Below are 17181 nucleotides of genomic sequence, written 5' to 3' on the forward strand. Positions count from 1 at the left end.
TAACGGTTTGAGATAAAAGGTGAAATGTCAGCCTTGCGGCAAAATCATGGCACGTGCTCGGCACTGCCACATTTTTAATCAATCACCGCCGGCAACGCCAATACATAAGAAGCGGAGCTGCTTTGCGCCGCACGCATAACCAAATAGAAACGCGCGCCCCTCAGGACGCGCGCCAAAAGCTTCAAGTCATTGATGTTATGCCGGTATCTTGACGACTACTTCGGTCTTTTCGCCGGCTTTCGGTTCAAAACCCGACGACTTTGTCTTCGTTCCATTGACTTCGAGCGCGATGGACTTGGCTTTTTTGTCGCGGATGACACGAACCTTGATCTCTGCTCCCAGCATCTTGAGCGTCGCCGAATAGCCGTCCCAATGTCTCGGCAGTTTCGGCCGGAACGTGATCTGCTTGCCGCGCCGCTCAATGCCCAGAATGCCTTCAACAGCAGCGCGGTAGAGCCATCCGGCCGACCCCGTATACCAGGTCCAGCCACCGCGACCGCCCTTGCCTTCGCCGGAATAGATGTCGGCGGCGACGACGTAGGGCTCGACCCGGTAGTGCTCGGCCGATGCATCGTCGAGCGCGTGGTTGACCGGGTTCAGCATCGAGAAGCAACGATAGGCATCGTCGGTACGGCCCATTTCGGCCAGTGCGATGACGAACCAGGTCGCCGCATGGGTGTACTGGCCGCCGTTCTCGCGCACGCCCGGCGGGTAGCTCTTGATGTAGCCGGGATCCTTTTCCGTGTTCTGGAAGGCCGGGGTGAACAGCTTGACGATCTTGAGCTTGTCGTCGACGAGCAGGTTCGTCGCCTGCTGCATGGCAGTGGTCGAGCGCGCCGGGTCACCCTCGCCGGAGAGCACGCTCCACGACTGGGCAATGGAGTCGATCTTGCACTCGTTCGAATTGTGCGAGCCGAGCGGCGTGCCGTCATCGTAGCTGCCGCGCCGGTACCACTGGCCATCCCAGGCGCTGCTTTCCAGCGCCCGCTTCAGCACGTCAGCGTGCTTCAGCCAGGCCTGCGCCCGCTTGGTGTCGCTTTGCCCCTTGGCGACAGCAGCAAAGTCGCCCAGCGTCTTCAGCAGGAACCAGCCGAGCCATACGCTCTCGCCCTTGCCGGCTTCGCCCACCCGGTTCATGCCGTCGTTCCAGTCACCGCCGAGGATCAGCGGCAGCCCGGCCGGACTGCTGCGCTTGACCGCAAGGTCGAGCGCGCGCGCGCAATGATCGTAGAGCGAGGCATGAGTCTTGGATACTTCAGGGGTGAAGAAAGCGTCGTGCTCGCCCTCGCCCAGCACCTGCCCGTCGATGAATGGCAGTTGCTCCTTGAGGATCCCCGCATCGCCGGTCACTTCGATGTAGCGGTTGGTGGCGTGCGCCAGCCAGACCACGTCGTCGGAGATCATGGTGCGCACGCCGGCGTCGGTGCGCGGCAGCCACCAATGCTGAACGTCGCCTTCTGGGAATTGCCGGCGCGCCGCGTTGAGTATCTGGTCTCGCGCCAGTTTCGGGTCATGCGCCAGCAAGGCCAGCGTGTCCTGCAACTGGTCGCGGAAGCCGAAGGCGCCGCTTGCCTGATAGAAGGCCGAGCGGGCGCGGATGCGGCAGGCCAGGCTCTGATAGGGCAGCCAGTGATTGACCATTGCGTCGAGCGCCTTGTCCGGCGTCTCGACCTGGATGGTGTCGAGGAAGCCGCGCCAGACGCGTTCATTGTCGGCCAGCCGCTGGTCGAAATCCTTGCCCGAATGGGTATGCACCAGCGCACTCGCCTCGGCGGGCGTGGCGGCATCGCCAAGCAGCCAGACGAGCGTGACATCGCCGCCGGCGGGAATTTCGATGTCGCTGGCGAGGGCAGCGCAGGGATCGTCTCCCGCCTCCACGCGGCCCGACAGGCCGGCGCCGCTGACGACGGCATGCGGAAAGGCGCTGGTGCCTTGCCTGCCGATGAACTCGCCGCGGTCGGCCGTCACCGAATGTACCGGACCGGTGGCGGCCAGGAAGGCCACCCGGTCGCCGAAATCGAGCCCGTAGGGGTTTTGCGCCAGAAGCGCCCCGGTCGCTGAATCCCTCGACGGAATGATGGTCGCCGCCGTGCTCGAGCGATGGCTGCCGAGAACCCATTCGGCATAGGCATAGACGCGCAGCCGCGCCGGCGCCGAGCCCGAGTTCTGGATGCGCAGCCGCGTGATCTTCACCGGATCGGTCGGATCGACCACATGCGTCAGATCCATCGACAGCGGACCCCGCTTCGACCGGAACGTCGAAAAGCCCTGGCCGTGCCATGTCTCGTAAGTCATGGAGGGTTCGCGCACCACGGCGGCGAGCGGCGAGAACGCCTTGCCGCTGGCATGGTCGTAGATATAGACGCCCTCGCCCGGCCGGTTGGTGACCGGATCGTTCGACCATGGCGTCAGCTGGTAGTCACGGCTGTTGCGGCTCCAGGTGAAGGCAGCGCCTTCGGCCGAGACATGGAAGCCGAACGAGGCGTTGGAGACGACGTTGATCCAGGGTTGCGGCGTCGTGCGCCGGCCGGCAAGGCGGGTGACGTAGTGGCGGCCATCGCCTTCGAAACCGCCGAAGCCGTTCCATTGGCTAAGCCCGCTGCCGTCGGCACTGCTGTCGGACGCAGCATGGTAAGCGGGCGCCACCGGCACTGGCAGAGAGGTCTCGCGAAGGGTCGCAGCACCTGCCGGCTGCAAGGCATCGCGAGCCTGCAAGGCTGCCCCCTCGGCGCGCTCGATCTGGTCGAAGATGGTGCCATTGCGGGTGTGCAGCACGACGCGGGCAACCGCCAGCAACGTCTTGTAGGTCGACTCATCCATCAGGTCGCGGCGGACCGCGAAGATGTGCTGGCGTGGCCCGAGCTCCTTGCCGCGCAGGCGGCTGTTTTCGCACAGCGTCTCGACCGCGCGCTGCAGATCCTGCACATAGGACGACGCCTGCTCGTTGACGACGACGAAGTCGATCATCATGCCGCGGGCGCGCATATACTCCTGGAAGCGCAGCGCCTGGGCGACGATCTCGAGGTCGGCGACGTCGCCGATCCTGACCAGGAAGATCGGGAAATCGCCGGAGATGCTGGTCGGCCACAGGCTGGACTGCTTGCCCAGCCCCGAGGCGATGGATTCGGCCGGCAGGCGCAGGAACGGATCGGGATAGATCAGATAGCGTGCCAGCTTCTGGACATTGGCGGCGTCGGTCAGGCTCAGACCAAGGTGGCGGGTCTGCACCTGGCTACGGGTCCAGGCGAGCATCGCCTGGCGGGCAAAGCTTTCGGGATGGTCGAGCCTGGCAATGGCTTCGTCCAGTTCGGCGCGGTTGGCGCCGACGGCGGTCCAGAAGGTCAATGAGATCTTCTTGTTGGCCGGAACCCGCACCTGCCGGCGCAGCGCCGCGACCGGATCGAGCGTGAAGCCATGGTGACCACCGAGCTTGGCGCCGGGATCGAAAGCTGCGGCCTCGGCGATGGTGCGGCCGCGGCCGATGAAAGCGCGGCGGTCGGTTTCGGCTTCGGCATCGCGCGCCAATCCCGACGGATCGGTGACGAAATGCACCATGGTGACATCAGGTTCGTTCTTGTCGCGCTTGCGCCTGCTGGCAAAGATGGCGCCGTTATTGGCAGCGATCTCGGTCTCGATGAACATTTTCGAGAACGCCGGATGGGCATTGTCCGAGGCCTCATTGCCCAGCACCAGCTCGGCGAATGAGGTCACCTCGATGTGCCGATCGGTGGCGCCGTCATTGTAGAGCGTGACGCGCCGTCCCTCGCCATTGCCTTCCGAGATGACGATGCACTCGACCTCGGAACGCAGCGATCCAACCGCTTTGACGAAGCTGGCCTTGTCGTCGGAAAACAGCGTCTGCACTCTCTCGCCGGTCGCCTGCTTTGGTTCTGCGGTCGCCGACCACCAGTCGCCGGTGCCGGCATCCCTGAGGAAGATGTAGGAGCCGAGCCGGTCCTCGGTCGGGTCCGGCTGCCAGCGGGTCACGGCGAGTTCGCCCCAGCGGCTGTAGCCGGAGCCGGTGGCGGAGACCATGACCGAATAGCGGCCGTTGGACATGACATTGGTCGAGCGCAACGCCCTTGCCGGGTCGAGAATGATGCGGGAGTCCGGGCTCTCGGTCTCGGTCTCGTCCTTGGAGCGCTCGTCGGCCTCGGTCCTGACGGTGGCGGTCGGGATGTCGCGCGGCGCCCTCTCCTGCAGCAGGAGTTCGGCTGATTCAATCACCGGGTCGCTGTGGAAGCGGTCGCGCAGCCGGCCTTCGAAGATGGCGTCGGCAACGGCGGCGATCGACATGCCGGAATGGTGGGCCATGTAGTTCAGCACCACGGCGTGGTCGGTGCCTTCCGGCACCCGCTGCGGCGTGAAATCGACGGCGTCATAAAAGCCGTGCCTTCCCAGCGCGCCGATCGAACGCAGCCTGACCAGATTCTGCACGGATTCGCGCGGTGTGAACTGTGCTGCGAGGATCGTGGCGTAAGGCGCGATCACGGTGTTCTGGCCAAGACCGCGCTTCAGCCCAAGTCCGGGCACACCGAAATTGGTGTACTGGTAGGTCAGTTCGCGGTCACGGGCGTTGTAGGCCGCTTCCGAAATGCCCCATGGCACGTTCTTCGAGCGGGCATACTGGATCTGGCGCTTGATGATCAGCTTGCTGGTCTGGTTGAGGATCGAGCCTTGCGGCTCCTTCATCACCAGCGGCGGCATCAGATACTCGAACATCGAGCCCGACCAGGACATCAGCGCACCCTGAAAGCCGATCTCGACAATGGGTCGTCCGAGCCGGAACCAGTGCTCGGTCGGCAGGTCGCCCTTGGCGATGGCAAACAGGCTGGTCAGCCGCGCCTCGGACGCCAGCAGATCGTAGCAGCTTTCGTCGAGTTGATGTTCCTCGACACGGTAGCCGATCGAGAGCAGCTTGCGCTCCTGCCGCATCAGGAAGGAGAAATCCATCTCGAAGGCGTAACGGCGGCAGCGTTCGCGCAGCGCCAGCAGCTTGGCGCGCAAGGCTTCGACAGCGTTCTCGTCGCTGTGGGAGTCATGCACATGCGCTTCGCAGGTCGCTTCCAGCCGCGCTGCCCAATCGGCGATCACGTCGCTGCGCTGCGATCCCGCTTCGGTATGGATAGCGGTGGCGAGCTTGCGGATTTCGCCGGCAAGCACGGCCAGATTGATGGTGCGGATCGAGGCCATCTCCGGCTGCGCCTTGATGGTCATCACGGCGCGCCGCATACCGTCGAGACGGTCGGCCAGCCGCTGGCGCAGCGGCCTGAGCTGACGGCGGTCGTCAGGCAATTCCTCGAGGCTCTCGTCAAGGATCGTCACCGTGTCGAGGACGCCTTCGAAATCGCCCTGCAGATGCACGGACGGGGCTTCGGCCCATTCGGCGCAGGCAGCCGCGACCGCGACCAGATGTCCGGCGAGGTTGCCGCTGTCGACGGCCGAAATATACAACGGATAGAGCGGCTTCAGCGTCGTGGTGTCGTACCAGTTGAAGAGATGGCCGCGGTTGCGCGGCATGCTCTCGATGGTGGTCATCGTCGCATCGATGCGGGTGATGGCGTCGGAGAGCGCTATCCAGCCGAAATCCCGCGCCGAGACCACAGACAGGAGATAGACGCCGATATTGGTCGGCGATGTCCGCGGCGCCACCACCGGCGCCGGGCTCTCCTGGAAATTGTCGGGCGGCAGATTGTGATGCTCGGCCGTGACGAAGGTTTCGAAATAGTGCCAGGTGCGGCGCGCCACGGTGCGCAGCGTGTGGATGTCGGCCTGCGAGATGCGCAGGCGGTCCTCGGTCTCGGCCGAGCGGCTGATCCAGCAGGCCACCGCCGGCGAGCCGATCCAGAACAGCGCGAAGAAGAAGGCGACGAAGGCGCCGGTGGAATCGGCCAGCACGGGAATCGCAAGACCGACGACGCCGATGATCACGGCGCCGTACATCATGCTGTAATAGGAGCCGAGATCGTTGTCGCCCCCCTTGTGCGCCTGCGACGCCGTGCGCCATTCCAGAAGGTTCTGGCGGCTGACGAACAGGCGATATAGCGTGCGCACGATGGCGTCGCCCATCATCCAGGCGTTGTGCGCCATCAACAGCACTTTCAGCGCCACGAGCGCCGTGCCGAAGACGGTGTCGCGCGCCAGCGCCGAGAAATGGCCGCGTGGCGTTTGGTCGCCGCTCTTGGGCAGGATGCCGTTGATCACATCGAAAGTCGGCGCCATGAACAGCGATAGGATCAAAAGCGCCTGCCACTGCGCGGCCTGCGTGAAGGGCAGCAGCGTCCAGCCGGCGATCGCCGCCATCACCCAGAAGATCGGGGTCAGCGAACGGCGCAGATTGTCGACCATCTTCCAGCGCGACAGCGCCGGCACGCCGGAACGCGGCGAGAAGATGAAGCGCAGCAGCTGCCAGTCGCCCCGCGCCCAGCGGTGATGGCGCGAGGCGTCGACCGAATAGCGGGTCGGATAGTCCTCGACCAGTTCGACGTCGGTGACGAGCGCGGCACGCGCCAGCGCGCCTTCGAGCAGATCATGGCTGAGGACGGTGTTTTCCTCGATGCGGCCCTTCAGCGCCGCCTCGAAAGCGTCGACATGATAGAGGCCCTTGCCAGTGAAGGAGCCGTCGCTGAAGACGTCCTGGTAGAGATCGGACACGGCAAAGACGTAAGGGTCGAGACCGCTGTTGGCCGAAAAGACGCGCTGGAAGAACGAGGCGTCGTCGCCACTGGTGAGCGAGGCCGTGATGCGCGGCTGCAAGATGGTGTAGCCGGCGGTGACGACACGCTTTGCCGCGTCGAAATGCGGGCGGTTGAGCGGATGGGCGAGCTTGCCGACCAACGACGACACGGCGTCGCGCGTGGTGCGCGTGTCGGCGTCCAGCGTCATGACGTATAGGACCTTTTCCGGCAGCGGCACGTCGAGCGGCAGGAAGGTGGTGTCGCTGTCGCCGCGCAGGAGAAGGTTCAGCTCGTGCAGCTTGCCGCGCTTGCGCTCCCAGCCCATCCACGCGCCTTGCGCCTGGTTGTAGAGCCGGCGCCGATGCAGGATATAAAAACGCGGCGCGCCCTCCGAGGGGTAGCGGGCATTGAGCCTGGCGATCTCGTCGCGTGCATATTGCAGGATTTCGATGTCGGCGGCGTCGATCTCGGTCTTGGAGTCCGGCCAGTCGGACAGCAGCGCGAAATGGATTTCATCCGCCGTATTGGCGAGGTGATGCACCTCGATGTTGCGGATGTTTTCCTCGACATCGTCGCGCGAGCCGATCAGCGAGGGAACCACGACCAGCGTGCGCGCCGCGGCCGGAATGCCGTGCTTGTAGTCATAGCCGACCAGCCGTGTCGGCTTCAGGAACAGCGAAACGACGGTGTTGAAGAAGGCGAGTGCGCCCTCGCTGGCGGGTACCGCAAACAGCGCCAGCATCAACGTGATCGAGGGAACCGACAGGCCGAGATGGGCAAGCGCATTGCCTGAGAGCACCAGCAGCAGCATCGTCAGCAGGAAGACCGGAGCCACGATGCCCAGCCAGCCCGTGGCGGTGAAGGCTCGCTTGAAGGTCACATAGAAAGGCGGCCGGTAACCGATTGCCTTTTCCAGGTCCGGCCGGCGCGGCCCGACGAGGAAGAAACCGACATCGGTATGCATGGCGGGATCGGCAGCTTCATCCGGCACGCCGGACGCATCGGTAACGCCGGGCACATGGCTGGCAAGCTCGATCGCCTTTTCGGCGACGCGGAATTCGGACAGGTCGGAGCGGCGCGCCAGCTGTTCGATCGATGTGCGGTACTGGTCGCGCGAAAAGAAGTCGAGCGCGGCGAAATCGGTGCGCTCGCGCAGCAGCGTGTCGATGCGGCTGACACCCTCGAACCACACAGTCCAGTCGACGTCGTTGATGAGGCGCAGGCCGCGGATGATGTTGCCGGTGGTGACATTGCCGCCGGACAGCGTGCGATGCTCGGAGATGATGATTTCCTCGGCGTCGGAGCCGGTCTTCTCGAGCTCGACCTCCAGCCATTCCAGCGCCCTGCCGGCATTCTGCGAACCGTCGCGCAGGCGGTAGAGCAGTTGGGTGGCGAAGGTCGTGTCCTGGGCATGCGCGCCGTAACTCGACAGGATTTTCTGGCGGTCGGCATTGTCGTCGGTCGCCAGCACGCGGTCGGCGACCTCGTTGGCGATATGGCGCATCTGCCTGGTGCGGTCGACACGCACGGCGATACGGCGCAGGTTTTCGATCAGCACGAAGCGCAGCAGCGACGGCAGCGCCCAGAGCTCGCCGATCTTCAGCGGCTCGACCGACTGGAAACCCTCGACGATGGATTTGAACATGGTCGCCGAGACGGAACTGTCGGAATGGGCGACATAGCTCCAGGCCAGCGCCAGCGCGCGCGGCACGGCGACGCCGTCGGACAGTTTCAGGGTCGGCAACTGCCGGTAGAAACGGCGCGGCAGGTCGCGCTTGACCTGGAAGATGGTCTCTTCGACCAGATAGTTGTTGTCGAGCAACCATTGCGCGGCAGGCGTGATGGTTTCGCCCTTGGCCTGGGCGGCATTGGTCGAGCGGTAGACTTCGAGGATCTTCTTGGCGCTGTCGCGGATGCGGGCCTGGAACTCGAACGGCGCCAGGCCGAACAGGTCCTTGATGTCGCCCTTGGCAAGGCTTTCGCCCAGCGCGCGCAGCCGCTCTTCGGGCAGGAAATTAGAGCGTATCGGCTCTTCGGTAATGACCGGGAACCTGGCGCTGGTCTTTTCGATATGGGCAGGATTTGTCTGGATATTCATTGAAAATTCCGCATGGGGGACGCGATGCGGCGTCACCGCCACGGCAATGTCCCTAAAACCGATTCGAATGCAATTGGTTGCATGATTACACTGGCCGAAAGTTTTGCTTCGCACCACACCAGGGGCGTTATCCCTTCGACATTTCAAGGAGGGGCTTTCGACAACACAAGGACGAGCACCCCTGCTTCCCGTCCGCCGTGGAACGACGGAAGGATTCAGGCTTTTTCGTGATCCAGGCAACAGCTTACGCCAGATTTCTCCGGCCTGCGATCATGTTTGGCAACAGGCGTTAATCGTTGCCGCCGGCGCGGCTAGCCCAGGCTGGCGATCCGGATCACGAACACGGTGGTCCGCCCCGCCGGTTCCAGGCGCAGTTCCGCGACGTCCGAGCCTGTCAGAAGCGCATCGCGCGGCCCCAATTGGACGGTTGTCGGGCCGGTCACGCCGACCTCGCCGTCGAGCGGCAGCATAAGGGTCGTTGCGGTCGTCGGGCGGATATCGATTGGCGCCGACACCAGCAGGCGCTCGACCGTGTGCGTTGCCCGCCCGCGGCGGGTCATGACGTTGAGGTCGGTGATCGGACCGGAGATCAGCGTGGCCTGCGTCGCCACGTCGGCAGGGAAGGAAAGCGGGGCCGACGCCCCGGTCAGCCGCTCCGGTGGCCTGCCGGCAATATCGAGGACGATGCCCTCGCCTTCCAGCACGGCCAGCGTGCGGTCGACTCCGGCAAAGCCCGAGAACGGGCCGCCGCCCTCGACCCGCGCCATCGAGACGCGCCAGTCGAAGTCGTCAAGCCCGGCGCCGTCAGGTGAAACGGCGATCTCGGTCGTCGTGCCGCCGCCATTCTTCCACGGCATGACGCGGTAATCGGCGGCACGAAGGATGCGCATCGGTCCAGCCAATCAACCTAATATGCCGGGCAGGTTGAGCTGGTGCTCTTTCGCGCACTCAATGGCGATGTCGTAGCCGGCATCGGCGTGGCGCATGACGCCGGTCGCCGGGTCGTTCCACAGCACGCGCTCCAGCCGCTTTGCGGCGTCCGCCGTGCCATCGGCGACGATAACCATGCCGGAATGTTGCGAAAAGCCCATGCCGACGCCGCCGCCGTGATGCAGCGACACCCAGGTGGCGCCGGACGCGGTGTTGAGCAGCGCGTTGAGCAGCGGCCAGTCGGAGACGGCGTCGGAGCCGTCCTTCATTGCTTCCGTCTCACGGTTTGGCGAAGCGACCGAGCCGGAATCAAGGTGGTCGCGGCCGATGACGACCGGCGCCTTGAGTTCGCCCTTGGCCACCATCTCGTTGAAGGCAAGGCCGAGCCTGTGGCGGTCGCCGAGGCCGACCCAGCAGATGCGCGCCGGCAGGCCCTGGAACGCAATGCGCTCGCGCGCCATGTCCAGCCAGTTGTGCAGATGGGTGTTGCCGGGGGTCAGTTCACGCACCTTGGCGTCGGTCTTGTAGATGTCCTCGGGATCGCCGGAGAGCGCGGCCCAGCGGAACGGGCCGATGCCGCGGCAGAACAGCGGGCGGATATAGGCGGGCACGAAGCCCGGGAACGCAAAGGCGTTTTCAAACCCTTCGTCCTTGGCGACCTGGCGGATGTTGTTGCCGTAGTCGAGCGTCGGGACACCGGCGTTCCAGAACGCAACCATCGCCTCGACATGCTCGCGCATCGACGCACGGGCCGCCTTTTCGACTGCCTTGGGGTCGCTGACGCGCTTCTCGCGCCATTCGGCCATCGTCCAGCCCTTGGGCAGGTAGCCGTTGACTGGATCGTGCGCCGAGGTCTGGTCGGTGACCATGTCGGGGCGGATGCCGCGCTTGAACATCTCCGGCACGATCTCGGCCGCATTGCCGAGCAGGCCGACCGACTTGGCCTCGCCGGCCTTGGTCCAGCGCTCGATCATCGCCATCGCTTCGTCGAGCGTCTCGGCCTTCTCGTCGACATAGCGGGTGCGCAGGCGGAAATCGATGGAGTCCGGATTGCATTCGATGGCTAGGCAGCAGGCGCCGGCCATGACGGCTGCGAGAGGCTGGGCGCCGCCCATGCCGCCGAGACCGGCGGTCAGGATCCACTTGCCTTTGAGGTTGCCGTTGTAGTGCTGGCGGCCGGCCTCGACGAAGGTTTCATAGGTGCCCTGCACGATGCCTTGCGTGCCGATATAGATCCATGAGCCGGCCGTCATCTGGCCGTACATCATCAGGCCCTTCTTATCGAGCTCGTTGAATTTATCCCAGGTTGCCCAGTGCGGCACGATGTTGGAGTTGGCGATGAGCACGCGCGGGGCGTTGGAGTGGGTTTTGAAAACGCCGACCGGCTTGCCGGACTGGACCAGCAGCGTCTCATCCTCGTTGAGCGTCTTCAGCGAGGCGACGATGCTGTCGAAATCGTTCCAGGTGCGCGCGGCCCGGCCGATGCCGCCATAGACGACGAGCTCGTTGGGGTTTTCGGCGACGTCCGGATCCAGATTGTTCATCAGCATGCGCAACGGCGCTTCGGTCGTCCAGTATTTGGCGTTGAGCTTGTCGCCGCGCGGCGCACGCACTTCGCGGATGTTGTGGCGAGGATTGTTCATCACTGTCCCTTTCGAGTAAGGCGGCGCCTCAGCGCCCGGCCCAGTCAATGGCGGTTTGGAGGATTTTCGTCAGCGTTGCGCGCATCGGCGCGGCAAACGCGGCATCGTAAGGCACCGGCCAATTGTCCGGTTCGCCCTTGCCTTCGGGCTCGCGCAAATAGCCGCGATCGGCAAGTTCCATCTGCAGCGCATGGTAGCCGCCTTGCGGATTGCCGAAGTAGCGTGTGATCCAGCCGCCCTTGAAGCGGCCGTTGATGACGTTGCTTTGACCGCTTTCGGCCATGATCTGGCCGACCAGCGCCTGCAGCGCCGGATCGGCAGTCTGCCCGTCATTGGTGCCGAGATTGAAGACCGGCAGCGTGCCATAGAACAGGCGCGGCAGTACCGACCGGATCGAGTGGCAATCGTAGATGACAATTTTTTCGTGCAGGCCGCGCAACCTGACGGCCTGGGCCGCCAGCATTTCATGGTAGGGCACGAAATACGCCATGCGGCGCTGGTCTATCTCCGACGGCGTCGGTTCGGCGCCGGGCAGATACAGCGGATCCCCGTCGAAGGTCTCGGTCGGGCAAAGCGTCGTCGTCGTCTGCCCGGGATAGAGCGAGGCGCCGGAAGGATCGCGATTGACGTCGATGACGGTGCGCGAGATCGAGGTGTGCACCACCGTCGCGCCAAGGCCGGCGGCGAAATCGTAGAGATTGTCGATCCACCAGTCGCAATCGCGGCGGCCGAGCCAGGGCGAGACCAGCCGGTTGTCGAGGCCGGCGAGATCGATGCCGGTATGCGGGATCGACACCAGGAGCGGTGCCGTGCCTTCCGTCACTGTAAGCCAGTCGGTCATGTCAGGCTCCCGAAATCGAAGGCAGTGTTATCGCGCCGGCCACCTTGACGGCAGCGCCGCTGCGCACCATGGCGATGGCCTTTTCCATGTCGGGATGGAAATGCCGGTCGGTATCGAGATGCGGCACCTCGGCGCGGACCAATTTGCGCACGGCTTCAAGCGCCGCGCTCGATGCCAGCGGCGCATGGAAATCGCAGCCTTGCGCCGCGGCCAAGAGTTCGATGCCGATGACGGCCGTGGCATTTTCCACCATGACGATCAGCCGGCGCGCGCCGTGTGCGGCCATCGAGACATGGTCTTCCTGGTTGGCCGAGGTCGGGATGGAATCGACACTGGCCGGATAGGCCTTCTGTTTGTTTTCGGAGACGAGCGCTGCAGCCGTCACCTGAGGGATCATGAAGCCGGAGTTCAGGCCTGGCTTCGGCGTCAAAAAGGCCGGCATGCCGGACAGCGCGGGATCAACCAGCATGGCGATGCGGCGTTCCGACAGCGAGCCGATCTCGCAGACGGCGAGCGCGATCATGTCGGCGGCGAAAGCCACCGGCTCGGCGTGGAAATTGCCGCCGGAAAGTGCTGTGTCGTCCTCGGCGAAGATCAGCGGATTGTCGGTGACGCCATTGGCCTCGGTGCCGAGCGTATCGGCGGCCTGGCGCAGCACGCTCAGCGCCGCCCCCATTACCTGCGGCTGGCAGCGCAGGCAGTATGGGTCCTGCACGCGTTCGTCGCCGACGCGGTGCGATTCACGGATGGCGCTGCCGGCCATCAGATTGCGCAGCGCTGCGGCCGTCTCGATCTGGCCGGGGTGTTTTCTGAGGAGATGAATGCGCGGATCGAAGGGGGCGTCCGAACCCTTGGCGGCGTCGGTCGACAGCGCGCCGGCAACCAGGGCCGACTGGTAGAGCACTTCGGCCTCGAACAGAGCGGCCAGCGCATAGGCGGTGGAGAACTGCGTGCCGTTGAGCAGCGCCAGACCTTCCTTGGCGCCGAGCGTCACCGGCTCCAGTCCGTGCGAGACGAAGGCGACCTTGGCCGGAAAGCGGCCATGCGGGGTAAAGCATTCGCCGACGCCGATCATGACGGCGGTCATGTGCGACAGCGGCGCGAGATCGCCCGAAGCGCCGACCGAGCCCTGCGCCGGCACCACGGGGATGACGTCGTTGGCGAGCATGGCTTCCAGCAGTTCGATGGTCTGCGGCCGCACGCCGGAGGCGCCCTGCGCCAGGCTGGCGAGCTTCAGCGCCATCATCAGCCGGACCACCGCGACCGGCATCGGCTCACCGACGCCGGCGGCATGCGACAGCACGATGTTGCGCTGCAGGGTTTCGAGATCGGCCGCCGGGATGCGAACGCTGGCCAGTTTGCCGAAGCCGGTGTTGATGCCATAGACCGGCTCACCCTTGGCGACGATGCGGGCGACCGCCTCGGCACTGGCCTTGATCTTTGGGCGGCAGGCGGCGTCCAGCTTCGGCACGGCACCACGATAGATGCCGCGCCAGTCGGCCAGCGTCGCATTGCCGGGCTTCAGAGTGAGTTCGGTCATTGTCCTCTCCAGATGCGGGCATGAAGCGGGTTGAAGCCCATGCGATAGACGAGTTCGGCCGGGCGCTCGATGTCCCAGATCGCCAGGTCAGCGGATTTGCCTGCCTCAAGCGTGCCGGTCTGGCCGAGCAGCCCAAGCGCGCGGGCGGCCTCGCGGGTGGTTCCGACCACGCATTCCTCGACGGTCAGGCCAAACAGGGTCGCCGCCATGTTCATGGTCAGCAGCAGCGAGGTCAGCGGCGAGGTGCCGGGATTGTTGTCGGTGGCGACAGCCATCTTGACCCCGTGCTGGCGAAACAGGCCGATCGGCGGCTTCTTGGTTTCGCGGATGAAATAGTAGGCGCCGGGCAGGATCGTCGCCACGGTGCCGGCCTTGGCCATCGCTACAGCGCCGGCTTCATCGGTGTATTCGAGATGGTCGGCCGACAGCCCGCCATAACGCGCGGCAAGTTCGGCGCCATGCAGGTTGGACAGTTGGTCGGCATGGAGTTTGACCGGAAGGCCGAGCGCCATGGCCTTGTCGAACACGCGCGCGATCTGCTCCGGCGAAAAGGCGATGCCTTCGCAGAAACCGTCGACGGCGTCGGCCAAGCCTTCGGCTGCGATGGCAGGCAGGATCGTGTTGGCGACGAGGTCGACGAAAGCATCTTTGTCGCCCTTCGCTTCCGGCGGCAGCGCATGCGCGCCGAGGAAGGTGGTGCGGACCGTCACCGGGCGCTCCTTGTCCAGGCGCCGCGCGGCGCGAAGCGATTTTTGCTCGTTTTCGAGATCGAGCCCGTAGCCCGACTTTACCTCTACCGTGGTGACGCCTTCCGCCATCAGCGCGTCGAGGCGTGGCAGCGTCTGCGCAACCAGTTCGTCTTCGCTGGCCGCACGCAAGGATTTGACCGAGGAAACGATGCCGCCGCCGGCCCGCGCCACTTCTTCATAGGTGGCGCCGGCAAGGCGCATCTCGAACTCGTTGGCGCGGTTGCCGGCATGTACGAGGTGGGTGTGGCAGTCGATCAGGCCGGGCGTGATCCAGCGACCTTCGCAGTCGGTGATCTCGGCGTCGCGAGCCAGGGCCGACGGCATGTCTGCTTCCGGCCCGGCATAGGCAATCAGACCGTCGCGGGCCACGATTGCGCCCTTTTCGACGATACCCAGTCCGGTTTCGCCTTCGGCCATGGTCGCCAGGCGCGCATTGCGCCAAAGGTGAAGGCCCCCTGCCCGGCTTTTATCTTGTGCCGCCATCATCTTTTCCGTTTGATTGGACGGTGATTATGTATATACATATTGAAACGGACTGCAAGTGCTATTGTTCAGGGAACGGGAGAAAAACGTGACGGCGATCTTTGCGGAACAGGCATTGCTGCCCGACGGCTGGCACGACCATGTCAGGATATCGATCGGCGATGGCCGTATCGCGACAGTCGAGACGCAGGCATCGGCGCAAGCCGGTGATGAGCGTCACGCGATCGTCGTGTCCGGCATGCCGAACCTGCACAGCCATGCCTTCCAGCGCGGCATGGCCGGGCTTGCCGAATTGCGCGGCCCCTCGGCCGACAGTTTCTGGAGCTGGCGTGACGTCATGTATCGCTTCGCGCTGTCGATGACGCCGGCCCAGGTCGAAGCGGTTGCCGCGCAGCTCTATGTCGAGATGCTGGAGGCCGGGTTCTCGCGCGTTGGCGAATTCCACTATCTCCACCACGACCGCGATGGAAAACCCTATGCCAATCTGGCTGAGATGGCCGAGCGCATTGCGGCCGCGGCTGGCGAGACCGGCATCGGCCTGACACTGCTGCCGGTGTTTTATGCGCATTCTTCCTTTGGCGGCGCTGCTCCAAACGATGGCCAGCGGCGATTCATCAACGATGTGAATCGCTTCGGGCGGCTGCTCGAGAAAGCTCGCGAATCCGTTCGCACGTTGAATCAAGGCGTCGTCGGCGTTGCCCCGCACAGCCTGCGCGCCGCAACGCCGGAGGAACTCAGTGCCGTTGCCGCCATGGCGCCGGATGCGCCGATCCACATCCATGTTGCCGAGCAGGTGAAGGAAGTCGAGGACTGCCTTGCCTGGTCAGGCACACGGCCGGTCGAATGGCTGCTTGCCAATGCCGGGATCGACAAGCGCTGGTGCCTGATCCACGCCACCCACATGACCGAGGACGAGACGGTTCGCATGGCCAGGAGCGGCGCCATTGCCGGGCTGTGCCCGATCACCGAGGCCAATCTTGGCGACGGTACCTTTGCCGCGCCACTTTTCATGGACAATGGCGGCCGCTTCGGTGTCGGCTCCGATTCCAATGTGCTGATCGGCCTGCCGGATGAACTCAGGCAACTCGAATATTCGCAGCGTCTGGCGCATCGGGCTCGCAATGTGCTGGCTCCCGCCGGCGGGTCGAACGGGCGCTCCTTGTTCGACGCCGCGCTCGACGGCGGCAGCGCCGCGCTCGGCGCCGGCCCGTCGCGGATCGCAGCCGGGGCGCCGGCCGATTTCGTCTCGCTCGACCAGAACCATCCCTCGCTTGCCGGCAAGAACGGCGATGCCATCCTCGACGCCTGGATCTTTGCCAATGGCAGCAAGGTCGATTGCGTCTGGGTGCATGGCCAAAAACAGGTCAGCGGCGGCCGGCATGCCAGGCGTGAGGCGATCGCCGAGCGCTTTCGCCAGGTGATGATGGCGCTTTCGGCATGAGTATTACAGAGACAGCGGCGGTGGAACTCGGCGGCTCGCTGCACCAGCGCATCCTGTCCGACATCAGCGAGAAGATTTTGTCCGGCGCGTGGGCGCCGGGCCACCGCATCCCGTTTGAGCACGAATTGACGGAACAGTACAATTGCTCGCGCATGACGGTGAACAAAGCGCTGTCGCAGCTGGCCAAGGCCGGGCTGATCGAACGCCGTCGGCGCTCGGGCAGTTTTGTGCGCCAGCCGCAATCACAGGCCGCGGTGCTGGAACTGCATGACATCCGTATCGAGGTCGAGGCGCTGGGCCTGCCCTATCGCTACGAGCGGGTGGCGCGGCAGAAAAGGCGCAGCAGCGCCGAGGACCGTGCACTGCTGGAGCTCTCGGCAGCGGGACCGCTGCTGGCGTTGGAAGGCCTGCACTTCGCCGGAAAGCGGCCATTCGCCCACGAACAACGGCTGATCAACCTCACTGCCGTGCCTGAAGCGGTCGAGGAGGCGTTCTCGGATATCGCGCCAGGCCCATGGCTGATCGGCCGCGTGCCGTGGAGCGAGGCCGAACACCGCATCCGCGCGGTAGGGGCGGACCGGCACATTGCCGAAGCGCTCGACATCCCAACCGGCGCGCCCTGCCTGGTGGTCGAGCGCCGCACCTGGAGCGCGGAGCACCCGGTGACGCAGGTGAGGTTCACTTATCCAGCCGAGAGCCACACGCTGGTTGCAAGGTTCCGGCCGGGGTAGCTGCGCTTACCCTCCCCCTTGTGGGGAGGGTCGGCCGCGAAGCGGCGG

At 64.8% G+C, this 17181-nt stretch carries 8 protein-coding genes; 2 read left to right on the forward strand and 6 right to left on the reverse strand.

Annotation, left to right across the window (positions count from 1 at the left end; all coding sequences use genetic code 11):
• Nucleotides 1-195 precede the first annotated feature (195 nt).
• The 6 genes from ACWGTO_RS21225 to hutI form a co-directional block, all read right to left on the reverse strand.
• Nucleotides 196-8775: a GH36-type glycosyl hydrolase domain-containing protein gene (locus ACWGTO_RS21225; protein WP_454576761.1), complete on the reverse strand. Its 8580-nt coding sequence runs from the start codon at nt 8773-8775 to the stop codon at nt 196-198.
• Between the two features lie 311 nt (nt 8776-9086).
• Entirely contained in the window at nt 9087-9665 is a 579-nt protein-coding gene (locus tag ACWGTO_RS21230; RefSeq protein WP_454576762.1) for a HutD/Ves family protein, read from the reverse strand.
• 12 nt (nt 9666-9677) lie between these two features.
• The gene (gene hutU / locus ACWGTO_RS21235) at nt 9678-11348 is read right to left on the reverse strand and encodes a urocanate hydratase (RefSeq protein ID WP_454576763.1); all 1671 of its coding nucleotides are present in this window, start codon (nt 11346-11348) and stop codon (nt 9678-9680) included.
• A 28-nt stretch (nt 11349-11376) separates the two neighbouring features.
• Nucleotides 11377-12189 carry an N-formylglutamate deformylase gene (gene hutG, locus ACWGTO_RS21240; protein WP_454576764.1) on the reverse strand — a complete coding sequence of 271 codons (813 nt, stop codon included), beginning with the start codon at nt 12187-12189 and terminating at the stop codon, nt 11377-11379.
• A 1-nt stretch (nt 12190) separates the two neighbouring features.
• Nucleotides 12191-13729 (reverse strand): histidine ammonia-lyase, encoded by a 1539-nt coding sequence (gene hutH / locus ACWGTO_RS21245; protein WP_454576765.1) that lies wholly within the window; start codon nt 13727-13729, stop codon nt 12191-12193.
• The gene (gene hutI, locus ACWGTO_RS21250) at nt 13726-14961 is read right to left on the reverse strand and encodes an imidazolonepropionase (protein WP_454576766.1); all 1236 of its coding nucleotides are present in this window, start codon (nt 14959-14961) and stop codon (nt 13726-13728) included. Before hutI ends, hutH begins: the two co-directional genes overlap by 4 nt.
• Before the next feature lie 88 nt (nt 14962-15049).
• Between hutI and ACWGTO_RS21255 the strand changes: the two genes are divergently transcribed.
• Complete coding sequence (locus ACWGTO_RS21255) at nt 15050-16402, forward strand: formimidoylglutamate deiminase (RefSeq protein ID WP_454576767.1); 1353 nt, start codon at nt 15050-15052, stop codon at nt 16400-16402.
• Nucleotides 16399-17133, forward strand: coding sequence for a histidine utilization repressor (hutC, locus tag ACWGTO_RS21260; protein ID WP_454576768.1), 735 nt, complete (start codon nt 16399-16401; stop codon nt 17131-17133). The genes ACWGTO_RS21255 and hutC overlap by 4 nt, the downstream gene beginning before the upstream one ends.
• Nucleotides 17134-17181: the final 48 nt, after the last annotated feature.

The organism is Mesorhizobium sp. PL10 (genome assembly GCF_053714315.1).